Below are 17,133 nucleotides of genomic sequence, written 5' to 3' on the forward strand. Positions count from 1 at the left end.
TTCAAGCCGCCATATACAGCCAAGTCACCAAGCTGGTCTTCGATGCGAAGAAGTTGGTTGTATTTAGCGATACGGTCTGTACGGGACATGGAACCAGTTTTGATTTGTCCTGCGTTTGTTGCAACGGCGATATCAGCGATCGTTGCATCTTCCGTTTCACCGGAACGGTGGGAAACGACTGCAGTGTAGCCTGCGCGTTTAGCCATTTCGATTGCATCAAACGTTTCAGTCAGTGTACCAATTTGGTTCACTTTGATCAGGATGGAGTTGCCGATGCCTTTTTCGATGCCTTCAGCCAATTTTTTCGTGTTCGTTACGAAAAGATCGTCACCAACAAGCTGAACTTTAGAACCGATGCGTTCCGTTAAAAGTTTGTGGCCATCCCAGTCATTTTCATCCAGGCCGTCCTCGATGGAGATAATAGGGAATTCATTCACTAGCTCTTCATAGAAAGCTACCATTTCTTCTGATGTAACACCATTGCGGCCTTCGCCAGCAAGATCATATTTGCCTGTTTCTTTGTTATAGAATTCAGATGAAGCTACGTCCATGCCAAGGTAGATATCTTCGCCTGCTTTGTAGCCAGCTTTTTCAATTGCCTCGATGATGACTTGAAGCGCTTCACGGTTTGAACCAAGGTTTGGCGCAAAGCCGCCTTCATCGCCGACTGCCGTATTCAAGCCTTTGGCAGAAAGGACAGATTTCAAGGCATGGAATACTTCTGCACCCATACGAACTGCTTCTTTGAAGCTAGGAGCGCCTACAGGAAGGATCATGAATTCCTGGAAGTCAACATTGTTATCGGCATGTGATCCGCCGTTAATGATGTTCATCATTGGAGTCGGAAGTTGTTTCGCATTGAACCCTCCAAGGTAACGATACAATGGTAAACCTGAAAATTCCGCAGCGGCATGGGCAGCAGCCATTGATACGCCAAGGATTGCATTAGCTCCCAAGTTTCCTTTGTTTTCAGTGCCATCCAATTCAATCATAGTAAGGTCAAGGCCTGCTTGGTTCGTTACATCCAAACCGATGACAGCTTCAGCAATGATATCATTTACATTATCGACTGCTTTTTGTACCCCTTTACCCAGGTAGCGAGATTTATCTCCGTCACGAAGCTCAACCGCTTCGTGTTCTCCTGTTGAAGCACCTGATGGTACGATTGCACGTCCGAAGTATCCGGACTCTGTTTGGATTTCTACTTCTATTGTTGGATTACCACGGGAATCTAGCACTTCGCGTGCATATACATGTTCGATGTACGGCATTATAAATCTCTCCTTTTCCTATTCACAATTTTATTTAGATAATAGGGATTTCCCTGTCATTTCAACAGGTTTTTCGACTCCAAGCAAATCAAGCATCGTTGGAGCTAAATCACCTAGGATACCACCTGTTCTTAATGTTACCTGATTTTTAGTTATAATGACAGGCACGGGATTCGTAGTATGGGCTGTCATGGGGTTGCCTTCAAGCGTTACGACTTCATCAGCATTCCCATGGTCAGCGGTAATGATTGCTGTACCGCCTTTTGAGACGATTAAATCGACAATCCTGCCTAGGCATTCATCCACTGTTTCAATCGCTTTAATGGTAGGCTCAAGCATCCCTGAATGACCAACCATGTCCGGATTGGCAAAATTCAAGAGAATGGCATCAAAGCGATCAGCCTCAATTTGTTCCACCAATGCATCCGTAACTTCATAAGCACTCATTTCAGGTTTTAAATCATATGTAGCGACTTTCGGAGAATTAATTAAAATCCTCTCTTCACCAGGAAACTTCTCTTCACGTCCGCCGCTCATGAAAAATGTCACATGCGGATATTTTTCAGTTTCAGCGATACGAAGCTGGGTAAGCTGGTTTTGGGAAAGTACTTCCCCTAATGTATTATCAAGATTTGTCGGATTAAATGCAACATATCCGTCAACTGTTTCTGAAAAATGTGTCAAGCAGACAAAATGGAGATGCTTCGGATGTCCAGGACCGCGGTCAAATGAGCGGAAATCCTCATTCGTGAACGTATTGGAAATCTGGATCGCCCGGTCTGGCCGGAAGTTATAAAAGATTACGGCATCATCATTTTTAATCGTTGCCACCGGTTTACCGTCTTCCGCCGTTATGACTGAAGGTATCACGAACTCGTCAAAAATACCATGTTCATAGGAATCCTCGACACATTCCATCGCGGAAGAGTAAGCAGGGCCATCACCATACACCATCGAACGGTAGGATTTCTCCACACGTTCCCAGCGCTTATCACGGTCCATCGAATAATATCTTCCGGATATGGTCGCAAACTGACCAACACCGATTTCCTTCATTTTCGCTTCCGCTTCCTTAATATAACCTTGCGCCGTTTTCGGCCCGACATCACGACCATCTAAAAATGCATGTACATATACATTTTTAACTCCTTCTTTAGCGGCCAATTTCAACAGGGCATACATATGATCAATATGACTGTGCACACCGCCATCTGAAAGAAGACCGAAAAGATGAAGGTCCGTGCCTTTTTTCTTGGCATGGCTCATGGCATCGACCAAAGTTGGGTTTTGGGCAAACTCACCTTCACGGATAGCCAGGTTCACACGGGTCAGACTTTGATAAACGATCCGTCCTGCCCCGATATTCAAATGCCCCACTTCCGAGTTCCCCATTTGACCGGCAGGCAAGCCGACCGCTTCCCCGCTTGCAGTTAAATGGGAATGCGGATACTGTTCCCAAAAACGGTCAAAGTTCGGTTTTTTCGCATGAAAAACAGCATTTCCCTTTTCCTCGTTACGGCAGCCAAAACCGTCTAAGATGATAAGTGCCACAGGCGACTTACTCATAGTGACCAGCCTCCAGCAATTGTAAAAATGAATCGGATTTCAAGCTTGCACCGCCAACCAACGCACCGTCTATATCAGGTTGTGCCATGTACTCTTTAATATTCTCAGGTTTTACACTGCCACCGTATTGAATGCGGATGGCTGCAGCTGCTTCATTTGAAAATTTGTCGGCAACAACCGAGCGGATATGCGCACAAACTTCATTTGCATCTTGAGCAGATGACGATTTTCCTGTTCCAATCGCCCAAATCGGCTCATAAGCAATAACGGCTTGTTTCAATTGATCGTCAGATAATCCTGCAAGGCCTTTTTCAATCTGGCTGCCTACGAAATCATTCGTTTCGCCAGCCTCCCTTTGCTCAAGTGTTTCACCGCAGCAAACGATCGGGGTCAATCCGTGGGCAAAAGCGGCATGAGCTTTTTTATTAACGGCTTCATCCGTTTCGTTGAACATTTCCCGGCGTTCGGAATGACCAAGTATGACGTAGGATACACCAAGATCAGCCAATGCGATTGGGCTGATTTCTCCTGTGAAAGCACCGCTTTCTTCAAAGTGCATGTTCTGCGCCCCGATTTTCACATCGGTTCCTTTTGCTGCTTGAACCAGTTGATCCAAAAATAAAGCTGGAGCACATACAACCGTATCGATTACATCTTGCTTCGGAATCAAATTGCTCACTTCTTCTAAAAAGGCAGTAGCTTCAGATAAAGTTTTATTCATTTTCCAGTTTCCTGCAATAATCGGTTTACGCATTTGGTTTCTCATCCCTTCTAAAGTTGAAATATGTAACGGTCAGTCTTATTTATCGTTCAAGGCCACAACGCCAGGCAACTCTTTGCCTTCCATGAACTCAAGAGATGCACCGCCGCCAGTTGAAATATGGGACATCTTTTCTGCCAAGCCAAACTTTTCTGCAGCTGCGGCTGAATCCCCTCCGCCTACAATGCTGTACGTATCTTTTGCTTCCGCCAAGGCTCTAGCAACGGTTTTCGTTCCATTCGCAAATTTATCGAACTCGAATACACCCATTGGTCCATTCCAAATGACAAGTTTGGAACTTTTGATTACATCCGCAAATAACTCACTTGTTTTTGGACCGATATCAAGAGCCATTTTATCATTTGGAATAGCATCGATATCGACATTCGCTGTCTCTGCATCAGGTGAAAATTCAGCCGTTACGACTGCATCGATAGGCAAATGAAGCTTTACGCCTTTTTCTTTTGCAATTTCGATGAAAGATTTGGCCAATTCAATTTTGTCTTCTTCCAATAAAGAATTACCGATTTCATGACCTTGCGCTTTAATGAATGTATAACCCAGTCCGCCACCAATGATCAAGTGATCGACTTTTTCCAAAAGGTTTTCGATAACGCCTATCTTATCCTTTACTTTTGCTCCGCCAATTATAGCTGTAAAAGGCCGTTCTGGGTTGGATAGGGCTTTTCCCAGTACAGATAGCTCTTTTTCCATCAGCAATCCGGCAACGGCTGGGAGATGGTGCGCTATTCCTTCAGTTGAAGCATGTGCACGATGCGCAGCTCCGAATGCATCGTTAACATAAACATCAGCAAGTGCAGCAAATGACTTCGCTAATTCTTGATCGTTCTTCTCTTCTCCTGGATAGAAACGAACGTTTTCCAACAACAGGATCTCGCCATCTTGCATGTTATCAATGATTGATTGAACGGTCTCACCGTAAGCTTCTTCTGCCTTTTGCACATCCTTGCCACTAAGTTCGCTTAGTCTTTCCGCAACAGGTGCTAGACGCAATTCTTCTACGACTTGTCCTTTAGGACGGCCAAGGTGGCTGGCTAAGATGACTTTAGCGCCTTGTTCTGTCAGATAGGAAATCGTCGGCAATGCTGCTTTGATTCTCGTATCATCCGAAATCTTTCCGTCTTGCATCGGCACATTGAAATCGACACGGCAAAATACGCGTTTCCCCTTTAATTCAATATCTCTAATCGACTTTTTATTCATAATCCAAGAACCTCCTTAGATATTGTTATCATATTTTTGATTTCTTTAGTCAAAAAGGGAGAGGGTAAATTTCCCAACTCCCCTTTTCTCTTTTTCATTATAGTCGGTTTCCAGGAAATTATCCAAAAACAAGAAATGTAAACGCTTGACTGATTAATGACTTACTAATAATATCATCTTCTGCCAAGTTTTTTTAGAGGTGTGATAAAAAAAACCTCACCTTGGTGAGGTTTTTTTTATTATTCTAATTACAATCCTTTTTTAGCCAAATAGTCGATTAAATCAACCACACGGCTAGAGTATCCTGTTTCATTATCATACCAAGATAATACTTTAACCATGTTTCCTTCCATTACCATTGTGGAAAGGGCATCAATTGTAGATGATGATGGGTTACCATTATAGTCAGTTGATACTAGCGGAAGTTCGCTGTACTCAAGAATTCCTTTTAATTCGCCTTCAGAAGCCTTTTTGAATGCTGCATTAACTTCTTCAACTGTTGTGTCTTTTTCAAGTTCTGCAACAAGGTCGACAACAGATACGTTTGGAGTAGGTACGCGCATTGCCATACCATTCAATTTCCCTTTAAGTTCAGGAAGAACAAGTGCTACAGCTTTTGCTGCCCCAGTTGTTGTAGGAATGATATTCTCGGCAGCTGCACGTGCACGGCGGTAATCTTTATGTGGCAAATCAAGGATTTGCTGATCATTTGTATAAGAGTGAACAGTAGTCATCATACCGCGTTTGATTCCGAATTGTTCATGAAGCACTTTAGCAAATGGAGCTAAGCAGTTCGTTGTACAAGAAGCATTGGAGATTACATGGTGGTTAGCTGCATCATATTTGTCTTCGTTTACACCCATGACGATTGTGATATCTTCATCAGATGCAGGAGCAGAGATGATTACTTTTTTCGCGCCAGCTTCTAAATGCTTAGCTGCATCTGCACGTTTTGTGAAACGTCCTGTAGATTCTACTACTACTTCTACTCCTAGTTCACCCCATGCTAATTGTGCAGGGTCACGTTCAGCCAATACTTTGACTTTATGACCATCAACAACAAGGTAATCCCCTTCAACTGTTACTTTTTCATTAAGAGATCCATGAATTGTATCGTATTGAAGAAGGTGCGCTAACATATTAGCATCCGTTAAGTCGTTAATAGCAACAATCTCTACCCCAGGATTACTCAATGCTGCACGAAATACATTACGTCCAATACGTCCAAAACCATTAATACCAACTTTTACTGCCATGAAAAATTCCTCCTTTTAAGTTCGCAAATATATTAAGGGGTGTAATTCCCCTGAATTAACTCTTGTGCCGCCGCTTCATCCGTGATTAAAACGGTTGATGAAGGTGCGCCTTTCATGTAGGAACGGATAGCCTTTGCTTTAGTTTTACCACCTGCCACAGTTATCACTCGCTTTTCAGGGCTAAGATCATCTAACTGAATGCCGACTGTCAAAACTTTATGAACAACTTTGCCGTTTTCATCGTAATAATAACCGAATGCCTCTCCTACAGCATTTCCATCTAACAGCTTCTTTAACATTTCTGGCGAAGAATTTCTTCTTTCTGCCATCGCCATGGCATCACCGATTCCATGAATGATCATATCGGCAGATTTGATTTGGGAAATCACTTCTTTAATTGCAGGTTCCTTCTGAAATGAAGCATAAACCTCACCGCTTAATTGATCGGGTACATATAACACTCTGTATGAGGCCTGTGCCTTCTGGGCCATTTTTTCGACAATCGTATTGGCCTGATTCTGCACTGCTTCACCAATTCCCCCGCGGGCCGGGACAAATGTCAATTTCTTCGACGCTTCATCAGGTGACAGCGAATCAGCCACTTCGGCCATTGTCGATCCGCCAGTAACCGCAATGATATTCTTTGAGTTCCATTCCCGTTTCATACGGATTGCACAAGCTTTACCCAATTCTTTTTTCACCCATGGGGTTTCATCACAATTTCCTGAGACAATAATGACCTCATCCACTTGCAATAAATCCTGCAATTGCCGTTCCATTATGTCTATACCCATTACTTCACGCATTATTCCTTCTAACTTATCCAGGATTTCAATCCCTTCATCAGTCAGCGTCATGCCAGAGCTGAATATGTTAACCAGGTTCTGACTTTTCAGAAAATCAACCTCGCCTCTAAGCGTCCGCTCTGTCAAATTAAGGCTCACGGACAGACTGCGCCTTCCAACCGGCTGCATCATTTTGATATAACGCAGGATATCATATCTTTTTTGCATAACCATAAGGAAATCTGGTAATAATTTTCTTTGTACCTCGAGTAATGTACGCATATTTAAAACTCCTAAAAAGTTAAGTTGGACTTTTAATGTCCCGCGTAGTCATTTTCTGTCCCACTTAAAACAAAAAAATATTCCTGCTACATATTTTATTCTAGCAGGAACGGAATGTTTCTTCAAATGATTTGAAAAATTATTTTTCCAAAAGACGATTTAGAGCTGATTTATCAACATTCCCGAATTGAACGATATCATCTTTCCATTCTACGACAGGAATCATCAGCCCGAATTTCTCAAGCAAATCATCATCGGTATGGATATCGATTTCTTTATAGCCTATGCCTGATTCCTCTTTCACTTCTTCAAGCACTTGCTTAGCTTTATCGCATAACGGGCATTTATCCCTACTATATAAAACAAACGCATTTGATTCCAAACCACTCATCCTTTTCAATCATATCTTTTTCGTTTAGATGAAGAAGGGATACCTAATTGTTCGCGGTATTTGGCAACGGTTCGGCGTGCCAGGATAATTCCATGCTCTTCTTTCAACCGTTCTGCCAGGTCTTGATCCGAAAGCGGCTTTTGTTTATTTTCCCCATTGATTGCTGCCTGCAGGCTCTTTTTTGCCTGCATGCCCGACATATCCTCATCAAGGCCGACTGACTGTAAAGAAGTAGTGAAAAATATCCGCATCTCTATCGTGCCAAATGGTGTCTGCACGTATTTCCCTTTGACCGCCCGGCTTACTGTGGACTCATGTATACCAAGTTCGTCGGCGATTTCCTTCATCGTCATCGGTTTCAAATAGTTCAGGCCATGATGAAAGCACGCCGGCTGTTTATCGACGATGCACTGAATGACCTTCAATATCGTTTCTTTCCTCTGTTGGATCCCTCTGGAAATCCATTGGTATTCCTGCCACTTATCCTGGATAAACCGTTGAACCCCCTGATCCTTATGGCTCTTCATACGGTTTAAATACCCTTTATCCACATTAAGATTAGGTGTGTTACCATCATAATTCCCGACAAGCAGCATGCCATCCCGAACTTCCACGACCACATCCGGCACTATATATGAAGGTTTTTCCTGAAAAAAGAGTGAAGCCGGTCGCGGGTTCAATGTCTGGACATAATCAAATACTTCTTGAATCTCCTTCATTGTAACACCGATTTTCTTACTTAGGTCTTTCCAGCGCTTTTCAGCAAAATCGAGGAAATGGTTTTCTATGATCGATTCTGCAAGCAGATTCACCCCTTCTGCTTGCACCTGAAGCAAGAGGCACTCTTGAAGATTTCTCGCTCCAATTCCATGCGGCTCGAGTTCCTGTAAAATTGTGAGGCTTTCTTCCAAAACGATCGGAGATATACCTGGGATACATATATCATCCAGCTCAGTCCTCAAGTAACCGTTTTCATCAAGGTTATGAATTAATAGCAGCAACGCCTTCTGCTGCTCACCGGTAAGCTGCTGGTGATTCACCTGGGACATGATATGCTGTTCAAGCGATATAGTATCTTCACTGATCTGTTCAATCCAATAGTTGGCATCATACGTATTCTTAAGAGTCCGTTTCCCCTTTTTCCGGTCAAAAGTTGGCTGAAATAAAGCCGATGTTGGCTGATCTATGGACAGTAATGGATTCTCCACCATTTTATTTTCTAAAAAAGCCGATAGCTCCTGCGAGGAGTATTGCAGCAATGTAATAGCTTGCATAAGCTCCTGCGTCATTGCCATCTTTAATGTTTGCTGTTGAAAAAGTCCTGCTTTCATATTCATACTCATCGATTCATCCCTCCCCCACTCCATTTTACATTATCAGGAGAAAATTCTACACAAAAACCCATGAAAACGCTTACGATTTTTTTCTGAATAGTTTATTTGTTTTAAATACTATATGTTAGAAATGCAAATTAAACAACTACTTTTATTGAAAAATCACCATTTTTCAATAGTGTGCGCGAATATTTTCAAGACAGGGCTTACATTACAGGGTTCGATGGAATATTACGGAAATCGAGTGGATTCGCCAAAAATCTTAGGGACCCTCTTAAAAATGACCAATAAAAAATCCCCCACTTTATTAAGCAGAAGATTGGTAATGCCCTCGGCAGGAATCGAACCTGCATTTCAAGCTTCGGAGGCTTGCGTTCTATCCGTTGCACTACGAGGGCGTAATAGAAAATATTTTTTCAACAGACTTCATTATATGATAGATTCCCCTCCTTTGCAAGGGTTATCAGGTTTAAAACTTCGTCATTTGGGTATTATGGGTAATGTGGAAATTCATCCCTGTGCGGCATAATATATAAAGTAATCTATCGGGAAGGAGCCTTAGCCAGAAAATTGTCGAACAAATTATCCATTATAGGGTTTGTTTTGTTTGACCTAAATTGACCAAAAAGTGTATCATACATACATAAAGAATTTAATTGATTCTCTTAATCGAAGGAGGAAATGAACATGAATTTAATTCCTACAGTTATCGAACAAACAAGTCGTGGGGAGCGTGCCTACGATATTTACTCCCGTTTATTAAAAGACCGGATCATTATGCTAGGAAGTGCAATTGACGATAATGTTTCCAACTCCATTGTTGCCCAATTACTATTTTTAGAAGCGGAAAATCCTGAAAAAGATATCACTCTATACATCAACAGCCCTGGCGGAAGCATCACTTCCGGTATGGCCATTTACGATACTATGCAATATATCAAACCTAATGTATCGACGGTATGCATCGGTATGGCCGCTTCCATGGGTGCTTTCCTATTGGCCGCTGGCGAAAAAGGCAAACGTTATGCGTTGCCAAACAGTGAAGTCATGATTCACCAACCACTTGGAGGAGCTCAAGGTCAAGCTACGGAAATTGAAATTGCTGCCCGCCGTATCCTTCACTTGAAAGATAAGCTGAACCAAATCTTGGCAGAACGTACGGGACAACCTATCGAAGTCCTTCAAAGAGATACAGAACGTGATAACTTCATGACTTCCGAAAGAGCCCTTGAATATGGCTTGATCGACAAAGTCATCACGCGCAGCGTTCTTGATGATAAAAACTCTAAGTAATCATGCAACAAAAGGCTCCGGAGATCGCCATAAGCGGCTTCCGGAGCTTTTTTACATAATGAAAAAAAAGGATGCTCTTTTAAGCATCCTTTTCTTTTAACCCTCTTGCTGAACAAACTCTTCCAATGCCTCTAACGCTTCTTTTTCATCGCGTCCTTCGACGATTAACTTCACGGTCACGCCAGAACTGATGGCAAGGCTCATTAACCCCATTATACTTTTTGCATTCACTTTCTTTCCTTCTTTTTCAAGAAAAACATCTGAATGAAAGCGGTTAGCTTCTTGTACAAAAAGAGCCGCCGGCCGCGCTTGCAAACCCGTTTTCAATTTTACCTCAACTTGCTTTTCCACCATCTTGATCTCCCCTGTTAGCTTTATTTTTTCGCAGCAATAGCCTCTCCCCCACGGAGCCTGTCAGCTATTTCATCAATCTTTCGTAATCGGTGATTAATCCCGGATTTACTGATGGTTCCCCCGGAAACCATTTCCCCTAGTTCCTTTAAGGTTATATCCTGAAACGCTATCCTAAGCTCCGCAATTTCCCGAAGCTTATCCGGTAAAATGCCTAATCCCACCGTATCCTCGATATAATGGATATTTTCAACCTGGCGTAATGAGGCCCCGATCGTTTTGTTCAAATTGGCTGTTTCACAATTCACAAGCCGATTCACTGAATTACGCATATCACGGACAATCCGTACATCTTCGAACCTTAATAAAGCTGAATGGGCGCCAACTATACTTAAAAACTCGGCAATCTTTTCGGCTTCTTTCAAATAAATGATGTACCCTTTCTTGCGTTCAAGCGTCTTGGCCTTCAAGCCAAACTTATTCATTAGCTCACAAAGGGCATCATTGTGCTCTTTATAAAGTGAGAAAATTTCAAGGTGATAGGAAGACGTTTCTGGATTATTCACCGAACCCCCCGCAAGAAATGCACCTCTTAGGTAAGAACGCTTACAGCATTTCTTCCCAACAATAGTATCGGATATAGCATGGAGAATTTCAAATCCATCGCCTAAAATTTCCAAATCGGTTAAAACCCGCTGCCCTCCGGATGACATCCTGACAATATATACATTATTCTTTTTAAGCTTCATCTTTTTACGGACCAACAGCTCGACCTGGACCTCATAACTTTTTTTCAGCAGCGTATAAATCCTTCTGGCAATCGCAGCATTCTCAGTTTGAATATCCACAACAAGCTTCCGATTAGAAAATGAAAGGGATCCGTTCATCCGGATAAGCGCACACAATTCCGCTTTACCGCAGCAATCCTTTCCCTCTAATGTAGTAAGTTCTTTTTTCGTTTCTGAAGCAAAAGACATCCATTTCACCCCCAATCGAACGCAGGTAATCTATTTTTATCAATCAAAAAACCGTCCCCGCTTATATCTACGGAACTATGTGGCTTTTTGTTTCATTTACAAGCATATTATAAAGCAAATCCGCCACTTTTTTTGTGTCATGGCGTATTACATTCCCTTCAAAGCTGAAAATGCGTTCTTGTATGATTTCAAGCCCCATCTGTTTTAAACTTTCCACATCATACATGACCGGTTTGGCATATTCAGCTTGATAGCGTTGCTGAATCTCGGTTGGTATTTCCTCATTATTAACAAGTATCCTGTCAATATATGCATTTCCCATATGGTCATATATCGCTTTTATATGATCGCTCGCGCTATAATCAAGCGTCTCGCCGGCTTGTGTCATCAAATTGCAAATGTACACCTTCTTAGCCTTGGAACGGCCAACCTCTTCTCCTAAACCAGGGACAAGTAAGTTAGGCAGAATGCTAGTATATAGGCTTCCTGGACCTATGACAATAAGATCAGCCTGCTTGATTTCCTGGAGAGTTTCACTAAGCGGCTTTATATGATGAGGAGACAGAAATACTTTTTTTATTTTCTTTCCTGAGAAGGGGATCTTGGATTCTCCTGTAACAATCGTTCCGTCATCCATCTCCGCATGGAGAACCACACTTTGGTTGGCAGCTGGAAGCACTTTACCGCGAACATTAAGAAATTTACTCATTTCCTGGATCGCATGGACGAAATCCCCGGTCAACGAGGTCATTGCCGCGAGTATCAAATTCCCCAGCGAATGCCCGGACAACTCATTTTTACTCTGAAAGCGATGTTGAAACATTTGTTCAACAAGGGGCTCTACATCCGATAACGCAGCCAGCACGTTACGAATATCACCCGGAGCGGGAATATCCATATCCTCGCGAAGGCGGCCTGAACTTCCACCATCATCAGCTACCGTTACGATTGCCGTTATATCCACCGGATGCTTCTTTAACCCTCTCAACAAAACGGGAAGGCCGGTTCCCCCTCCAATGATCACAACCTTAGGTTGTTTCTTTTTTACTAACATCTGCTTTCCCCTTACTTTTATCGATATCGCGATGTGATACTTGAACCCTGTAATCCTTTTTGAAGTGGTTTGAAATATACTCCGTCAATGCTACAGATCGGTGCTGCCCGCCTGTACACCCTATCGCAACAACAAGCTGTGCTTTTCCTTCGCGTTTATAATATGGAAGCATGAAGGCAAGCAGATCGGTCACTTTTTCCAAAAACTTTTGCGTCTCACTCCATTTTAAAACGTAACTCGACACTTCCTGTTCCAAGCCAGTCCTTGGCCTCATATGGTCAATATAATATGGATTTGGCAGGAAACGCACATCAAACACAAGGTCGGCATCTATGGGCAGACCATGCTTGAACCCGAACGACATGACATTGACTGTAAAACCGACACTTTTATCGGCAGAAAACTCCGAAGCGATTTTCTCCCTCAATTCGCGCGGTTTCAGTTGGGAAGTATTAAAGATCAGCTGAGCCCTTCCCTTCAATTCGTCCAATAGTTCCCGTTCCATTTTAATGCCTTCCAATGGCCGGCCTAATGGAGCAAGTGGATGGGTCCTTCTAGTTTCCTTATATCTGCGGACCAAGGAATCGTCATCAGCTTCAAGAAAAAGGATTCTTGGTGATACTGCAGCTGAATCCGTTAAATTATCCAGTGCAAGAAATAAGGAATCAAAAAACTCCCTCCCCCTCAAATCCATGACAAGAGCCACTTTATTCATCTTATTCCCTGAGTCCTTCATTAACTCCAAAAACTTTGGCAATAGCGTGGGCGGCAAATTATCGACGCAAAAAAAGCCGAGGTCTTCAAAACTTTGAACCGCCACTGTCTTACCCGCTCCGGACATTCCGGTAATGATGACCAATTGCGTTTCACTCATCTGCCCTGTACTCATAGTTTCTCCGCCCCCATGTATAGCAATCTTTTTTATATGTGAAAATTAACCTGGATCCAATCGGTAAGAAAGTAGCTTAAACTCAGGTGTATAAGTAAAGGTTCCATAAATGATCCCACTTCCATGAACCATATAGTCCAGGATGTGAAAATCACCTTCAGCCATCATCAGCTTTTTAACATCTTCGACCGGATGCCAGCTAAGTTCCCCTTCTTCACAAACATCCACATTTACACCATCGGAGTCCGTTGCAAAGAAAGTGAACATCATCCATTCCGACAATACCTTATCTCCGTCCTTCATAATGAAGGTGAAAATACCTTTGATGGAAGGGTTTTTTAAATAAACGCCCGTTTCTTCACGATATTCCCTAATGCAAGCATCGCGTACAGATTCCCCAGGCTCCATCTTTCCGCCTGGAGCTACCCACCATCCTCGTCTAGGCTTTTTCAATAAGAGGATTTGATTATCCTTGATCAATACACAGTTTGTGACACGCTGCACGTTCTTCACCTCAATTGGCTCTGCTCGACTATAGAAACCTTCACCCCCTTGTTGAAGAGATTCAGTTTATATCCTTAAACCGCCGCTAGATATCCATTTGGCGATTTACAAATGCTAATAGTTCAAACAAGTTGTATTTTTCATCTTCTTACCATTATGAAAGATATATATATGTTTAGTATATCTTATCATTATACTATTTTTGAAATGAGCTAACAATAAAGTAAACTTCCTGCATTGGGGGAATATTCATTCGCAAGGAATCACGGAGGTAAGCCTTTATCCTGCTTAACTCCTATTCTTCTCCACTTTCGCTGCCTAAATGCAAAGGGCGGGCTTACTTCACATTATAAATCATTTGGGGACATCCTAAAAATTGGAACTAAAGATATAGTCTTAAAGCAGGAAACAAAAAAAAGGACACAGAAACTTAATCTGTGTCCTTAAACGTTTATAATTAAAGGGGGTCAACTTCTATACATACTATACCCAATCATTATTTCACGCGTGTTACAACATCGTTAAAACGGAATTACGATTGTATATTCTAGTGAAATCAAGCCTTAGGCTGCAATTTTTCTTGAAGTTCCTCAACAAAATGCTGAGCGGATTGAGCGGCAATGCTTCCATCGCCTGTAGCTGTAACGATTTGGCGCAATGTTTTTTCACGAACGTCACCAGCAGCAAAAATACCAGGGACGCGTGTTTCCATCCGGTCATTCGTTTCAATATAGCCTGTGGAATTCAAGATGCCCAAGTTCTCAAATGGTTTAGTTAGCGGAAGCATTCCGATATAAATGAATACACCGTCTGCATCCATCACTGTCTCTTCTCCGTTTTCAGTGGAAACTAGTGTGACACCGCCGACTTTGCCGCCTTTTTCATTGATTTCCTTCAAAGTATGATTCCAGATGAAGTCAATTTTCTCATTGGCAAATGCACGATCTTGAAGAATCTTTTGAGCACGAAGTTCGTCACGTCTGTGAACGATAGTCACTTTTGAAGCAAAGCGGGTTAAGTACACACCCTCTTCAACAGCAGAGTCTCCGCCGCCGATAACGAATAGTTCTTTTTGCTTGAAGAATGCACCATCACAAACTGCACAATACGATACACCGCGGCCGCCCAATTCTTTTTCGCCGGGAACGCCGATTTTCTTGTATTCGGCACCAGATGAAATGATGATTGAACGTGCCTTGAACTCCTTGGAACCGGCTTTGATCGTTTTATACTCTTCACCGTCGATGATTTCCTTAACATCCCCATAGGCATACTCCGCACCAAATTTCTTTGCATGGTCAAACATTTTCGTTGAAAGTTCAGGTCCGAGTATAGTGTCGAATCCAGGATAATTTTCAACTTCCTCTGTATTGGCCATTTGCCCGCCCGGTACTCCGCGTTCTAACATCAATGTTGAAAGGTTCGCACGTGATGTATAGACAGCCGCCGTCATCCCTGCAGGACCAGCTCCAATAATAACAACGTCATAAATTTTTTCAGACATGTTTTCACTCCTCCATATTCCATTACAAATGGAACCTTCACTACGGTTAGTGTTCCCTACCTATTATCCTATATAACAAATAATTTTTCGTCCAAATATCTGCTCATCCAAGCAAGGTTTGAACCAACTTTACGTACTTTGATAAGGTGGACACCGATATGAAATGTTTGTCTGCGATTGCCTGTTTGCTCGCCTTCTCATTTTTAAGCTCATACCACACGTATTCCACCGCTGATGCCCATCCTGCTGGATTATTTAGCTTCTGCTCGGATTTCACCGCTTCGATGAAGACGGAAAACCACATTAAATAGAGCCCGGCTTCATTTAATTGTATCGGTTGGAAATGCTGATATAATAACTCAGCTGTGCGATCAGCAAAATCAATCGGTGTTAATTGACGATCTTTAGCAGGAGCTTGAACAAGTTCGGCATAATCACGTTCCAAATCAGTGAAATTCTGATTAAGGTTGAGGACCTGGTTTTTCAATAGCTTCTGTTTATGAACCGAATGTTTCAGAAGGAAAATGGCAAACAGCCTTTCTTCGATGAATTCACTTTCCAGCCTTTTTATAATAGAAGGAAAATGATGTTCAAAACCATCTGAAGTTGCATTCATATCTCCCCACGGCTCCATGCCTTCCTTTTCCGGGTTCATTTCCACGACCTTTTTCCATGCCTTTTTGGCAGCCTGTTCATGGCCTAGGTGGTAAGCGGAAATGGTTAACCAATAGTAGAAGGTTCCATCTCCCTCGAACCCTTGCCTTTGGAGTACTTTCAGCCATTTATATGCAGAAGCATAGTTTCCGATCAAAGCGAAGGTCGCTCCAAGCTTGAAACGATGTTCGGATAGCATCGGCCTAATTTTCTCCAGCATGTGTATGAGCTCTTCAACCTTTGCTTCATCCTGTTGATAATGATGAAAAACAACAAGGTTACAAAGCGCATGCAGGTTTCCCGGACTTTTTTCCAGTACCTCATCAAGTGTTTCAAAGGCTTCATTTACTTGACCAAGATAGAAATAGGCAAGTGCCAGGTTATTATAAGCGGACCAGTAATCCTCAAACTCGGCAATCGTTTCTTTCAACACTTCGATTGCCTTCGGGAAATTGCCTGATTCAAGGTACTCACGGGCTTGTTCCTGTTTGGTAATGAGCCCATCATGCTTAAAGGGATTTTCTTCTGACTCATCCGACTCAAAAGTTATCAGTTCAAGAAGGTCCTCTGCGTCATCGCTGAACTCCCCGTCTTCTTCTTTATCAAGATAAGCACTGGCGTGACGATAAGCCTCCTTGAACATGCCTAAGTGGGCATAATTATTCGCCAGGAAGTAATGACATTCCGACATATAGGGATCCATCACATCCAAGATGTTTTCCAAGAGGTTGTTTGAATAATTATATTCTCCGATTTCCGAGCAAGTGATTGCCAATTGACAGGCTATCATCGGTTCAGCGGGTTCAAGTTCCAGCGCACGTTCCAGGTATTTTTTTGATTTAGGTAATTCTCGTCTATGATAAGCTTTTAAACCCTTGGTGAAATAATACTCACCTGTTGGGTGAAAGGTTAGAATTTTTGCCTGTTGGCCAAATTTAGAGTCTTTACTCATGTAATCCTCCATCTACAAGTTGATTAACCATAGTATTATAACATATTGGTGTAAATTTGCCGAACAATTCAAGAAAATGGAAAATG

At 42.4% G+C, this 17,133-nt stretch carries 16 protein-coding genes and 1 tRNA gene; 1 reads left to right on the forward strand and 16 read right to left on the reverse strand.

What is annotated here, in order from left to right:
- The 9 genes from eno to V3595_RS14840 all read right to left on the reverse strand — a co-directional run.
- Positions 1-1,271: phosphopyruvate hydratase (gene eno / locus V3595_RS14800; RefSeq protein WP_485907980.1), on the reverse strand; the 1,271-nt coding region annotated here is incomplete at its 3' end.
- Between the two features lie 30 nt (positions 1,272-1,301).
- Entirely contained in the window at positions 1,302-2,837 is a 1,536-nt protein-coding gene (gpmI, locus tag V3595_RS14805) for a 2,3-bisphosphoglycerate-independent phosphoglycerate mutase (RefSeq protein WP_241593149.1), read from the reverse strand.
- The gene (gene tpiA / locus V3595_RS14810; RefSeq protein WP_458343139.1) at positions 2,830-3,591 is read right to left on the reverse strand and encodes a triose-phosphate isomerase; all 762 of its coding nucleotides are present in this window, start codon (positions 3,589-3,591) and stop codon (positions 2,830-2,832) included. Before tpiA ends, gpmI begins: the two co-directional genes overlap by 8 nt.
- 45 nt (positions 3,592-3,636) lie before the next feature.
- Positions 3,637-4,821, reverse strand: a complete 1,185-nt coding sequence (locus V3595_RS14815; RefSeq protein WP_485907983.1) for a phosphoglycerate kinase — start codon at positions 4,819-4,821, stop codon at positions 3,637-3,639.
- A 248-nt stretch (positions 4,822-5,069) separates the two neighbouring features.
- Positions 5,070-6,077 (reverse strand): type I glyceraldehyde-3-phosphate dehydrogenase, encoded by a 1,008-nt coding sequence (gene gap / locus V3595_RS14820; RefSeq protein WP_485907985.1) that lies wholly within the window; start codon positions 6,075-6,077, stop codon positions 5,070-5,072.
- 32 nt (positions 6,078-6,109) lie between these two features.
- Positions 6,110-7,144 (reverse strand): sugar-binding transcriptional regulator, encoded by a 1,035-nt coding sequence (locus tag V3595_RS14825; RefSeq protein WP_402904291.1) that lies wholly within the window; start codon positions 7,142-7,144, stop codon positions 6,110-6,112.
- Between the two features lie 139 nt (positions 7,145-7,283).
- Positions 7,284-7,535, reverse strand: coding sequence for a glutaredoxin family protein (locus tag V3595_RS14830; RefSeq protein WP_137023278.1), 252 nt, complete (start codon positions 7,533-7,535; stop codon positions 7,284-7,286).
- Between the two features lie 5 nt (positions 7,536-7,540).
- Positions 7,541-8,878: an RNA polymerase factor sigma-54 gene (gene rpoN, locus V3595_RS14835; protein ID WP_485907987.1), complete on the reverse strand. Its 1,338-nt coding sequence runs from the start codon at positions 8,876-8,878 to the stop codon at positions 7,541-7,543.
- Positions 8,879-9,195: 317 nt separating this feature from the next.
- Positions 9,196-9,267 (reverse strand) — tRNA-Arg (locus V3595_RS14840).
- A 289-nt stretch (positions 9,268-9,556) separates the two neighbouring features.
- On the opposite strand from V3595_RS14840, the gene clpP reads away from it, so the two are divergent.
- Entirely contained in the window at positions 9,557-10,162 is a 606-nt protein-coding gene (clpP, locus tag V3595_RS14845) for an ATP-dependent Clp endopeptidase proteolytic subunit ClpP (protein WP_034309977.1), read from the forward strand.
- Between the two features lie 96 nt (positions 10,163-10,258).
- On the opposite strand, the gene V3595_RS14850 is transcribed toward clpP, so the two are convergent.
- The 7 genes from V3595_RS14850 to V3595_RS14880 all read right to left on the reverse strand — a co-directional run bounded on the left by V3595_RS14850 (position 10,259) and on the right by V3595_RS14880 (position 17,047).
- The gene (locus tag V3595_RS14850) at positions 10,259-10,516 is read right to left on the reverse strand and encodes an HPr family phosphocarrier protein (RefSeq protein WP_101223717.1); all 258 of its coding nucleotides are present in this window, start codon (positions 10,514-10,516) and stop codon (positions 10,259-10,261) included.
- Positions 10,517-10,536: 20 nt separating this feature from the next.
- A complete protein-coding gene (whiA, locus tag V3595_RS14855) occupies positions 10,537-11,490 on the reverse strand; it encodes a DNA-binding protein WhiA (protein ID WP_101223718.1) in 954 nt (317 codons plus the stop codon).
- Between the two features lie 67 nt (positions 11,491-11,557).
- The gene (locus V3595_RS14860) at positions 11,558-12,544 is read right to left on the reverse strand and encodes a gluconeogenesis factor YvcK family protein (RefSeq protein WP_063233959.1); all 987 of its coding nucleotides are present in this window, start codon (positions 12,542-12,544) and stop codon (positions 11,558-11,560) included.
- Entirely contained in the window at positions 12,519-13,433 is a 915-nt protein-coding gene (gene rapZ / locus V3595_RS14865; RefSeq protein ID WP_485907990.1) for an RNase adapter RapZ, read from the reverse strand. The genes V3595_RS14860 and rapZ overlap by 26 nt, the downstream gene beginning before the upstream one ends.
- Before the next feature lie 45 nt (positions 13,434-13,478).
- Positions 13,479-13,937 carry an NUDIX hydrolase gene (locus V3595_RS14870; protein ID WP_063233957.1) on the reverse strand — a complete coding sequence of 153 codons (459 nt, stop codon included), beginning with the start codon at positions 13,935-13,937 and terminating at the stop codon, positions 13,479-13,481.
- 556 nt (positions 13,938-14,493) lie between these two features.
- Positions 14,494-15,441, reverse strand: coding sequence for a thioredoxin-disulfide reductase (gene trxB / locus V3595_RS14875; RefSeq protein WP_350300537.1), 948 nt, complete (start codon positions 15,439-15,441; stop codon positions 14,494-14,496).
- Positions 15,442-15,544: 103 nt separating this feature from the next.
- Complete coding sequence (locus tag V3595_RS14880; RefSeq protein WP_485907991.1) at positions 15,545-17,047, reverse strand: tetratricopeptide repeat protein; 1,503 nt, start codon at positions 17,045-17,047, stop codon at positions 15,545-15,547.
- Positions 17,048-17,133 lie beyond the last annotated feature (86 nt).

It is taken from the genome of Bacillus sp. CFBP9009, from assembly GCF_036541465.1.
Classification (GTDB): Bacteria; Bacillota; Bacilli; order Bacillales; family DSM-1321; genus Peribacillus.

What these genes read in the sequence shown, in the direction of transcription:
- V3595_RS14825 (WP_402904291.1), bottom strand. Translation starts at nt 7,144, where the DNA reads ATGCGTACATTACTCGAGGTACAAAGAAAATTATTACCAGATTTCCTT.
- whiA (WP_101223718.1), bottom strand. Translation starts at nt 11,490, where the DNA reads ATGTCTTTTGCTTCAGAAACGAAAAAAGAACTTACTACATTAGAGGGA.
- rpoN (WP_485907987.1), bottom strand. Translation starts at nt 8,878, where the DNA reads ATGAGTATGAATATGAAAGCAGGACTTTTTCAACAGCAAACATTAAAG.
- V3595_RS14860 (WP_063233959.1), bottom strand. Translation starts at nt 12,544, where the DNA reads ATGTTAGTAAAAAAGAAACAACCTAAGGTTGTGATCATTGGAGGGGGA.
- V3595_RS14830 (WP_137023278.1), bottom strand. Translation starts at nt 7,535, where the DNA reads ATGAGTGGTTTGGAATCAAATGCGTTTGTTTTATATAGTAGGGATAAA.
- V3595_RS14880 (WP_485907991.1), bottom strand. Translation starts at nt 17,047, where the DNA reads ATGAGTAAAGACTCTAAATTTGGCCAACAGGCAAAAATTCTAACCTTT.
- V3595_RS14850 (WP_101223717.1), bottom strand. Translation starts at nt 10,516, where the DNA reads ATGGTGGAAAAGCAAGTTGAGGTAAAATTGAAAACGGGTTTGCAAGCG.
- trxB (WP_350300537.1), bottom strand. Translation starts at nt 15,441, where the DNA reads ATGTCTGAAAAAATTTATGACGTTGTTATTATTGGAGCTGGTCCTGCA.
- tpiA (WP_458343139.1), bottom strand. Translation starts at nt 3,591, where the DNA reads ATGCGTAAACCGATTATTGCAGGAAACTGGAAAATGAATAAAACTTTA.
- V3595_RS14815 (WP_485907983.1), bottom strand. Translation starts at nt 4,821, where the DNA reads ATGAATAAAAAGTCGATTAGAGATATTGAATTAAAGGGGAAACGCGTA.
- rapZ (WP_485907990.1), bottom strand. Translation starts at nt 13,433, where the DNA reads ATGAGTACAGGGCAGATGAGTGAAACGCAATTGGTCATCATTACCGGA.
- clpP (WP_034309977.1), top strand. Translation starts at nt 9,557, where the DNA reads ATGAATTTAATTCCTACAGTTATCGAACAAACAAGTCGTGGGGAGCGT.
- gap (WP_485907985.1), bottom strand. Translation starts at nt 6,077, where the DNA reads ATGGCAGTAAAAGTTGGTATTAATGGTTTTGGACGTATTGGACGTAAT.
- gpmI (WP_241593149.1), bottom strand. Translation starts at nt 2,837, where the DNA reads ATGAGTAAGTCGCCTGTGGCACTTATCATCTTAGACGGTTTTGGCTGC.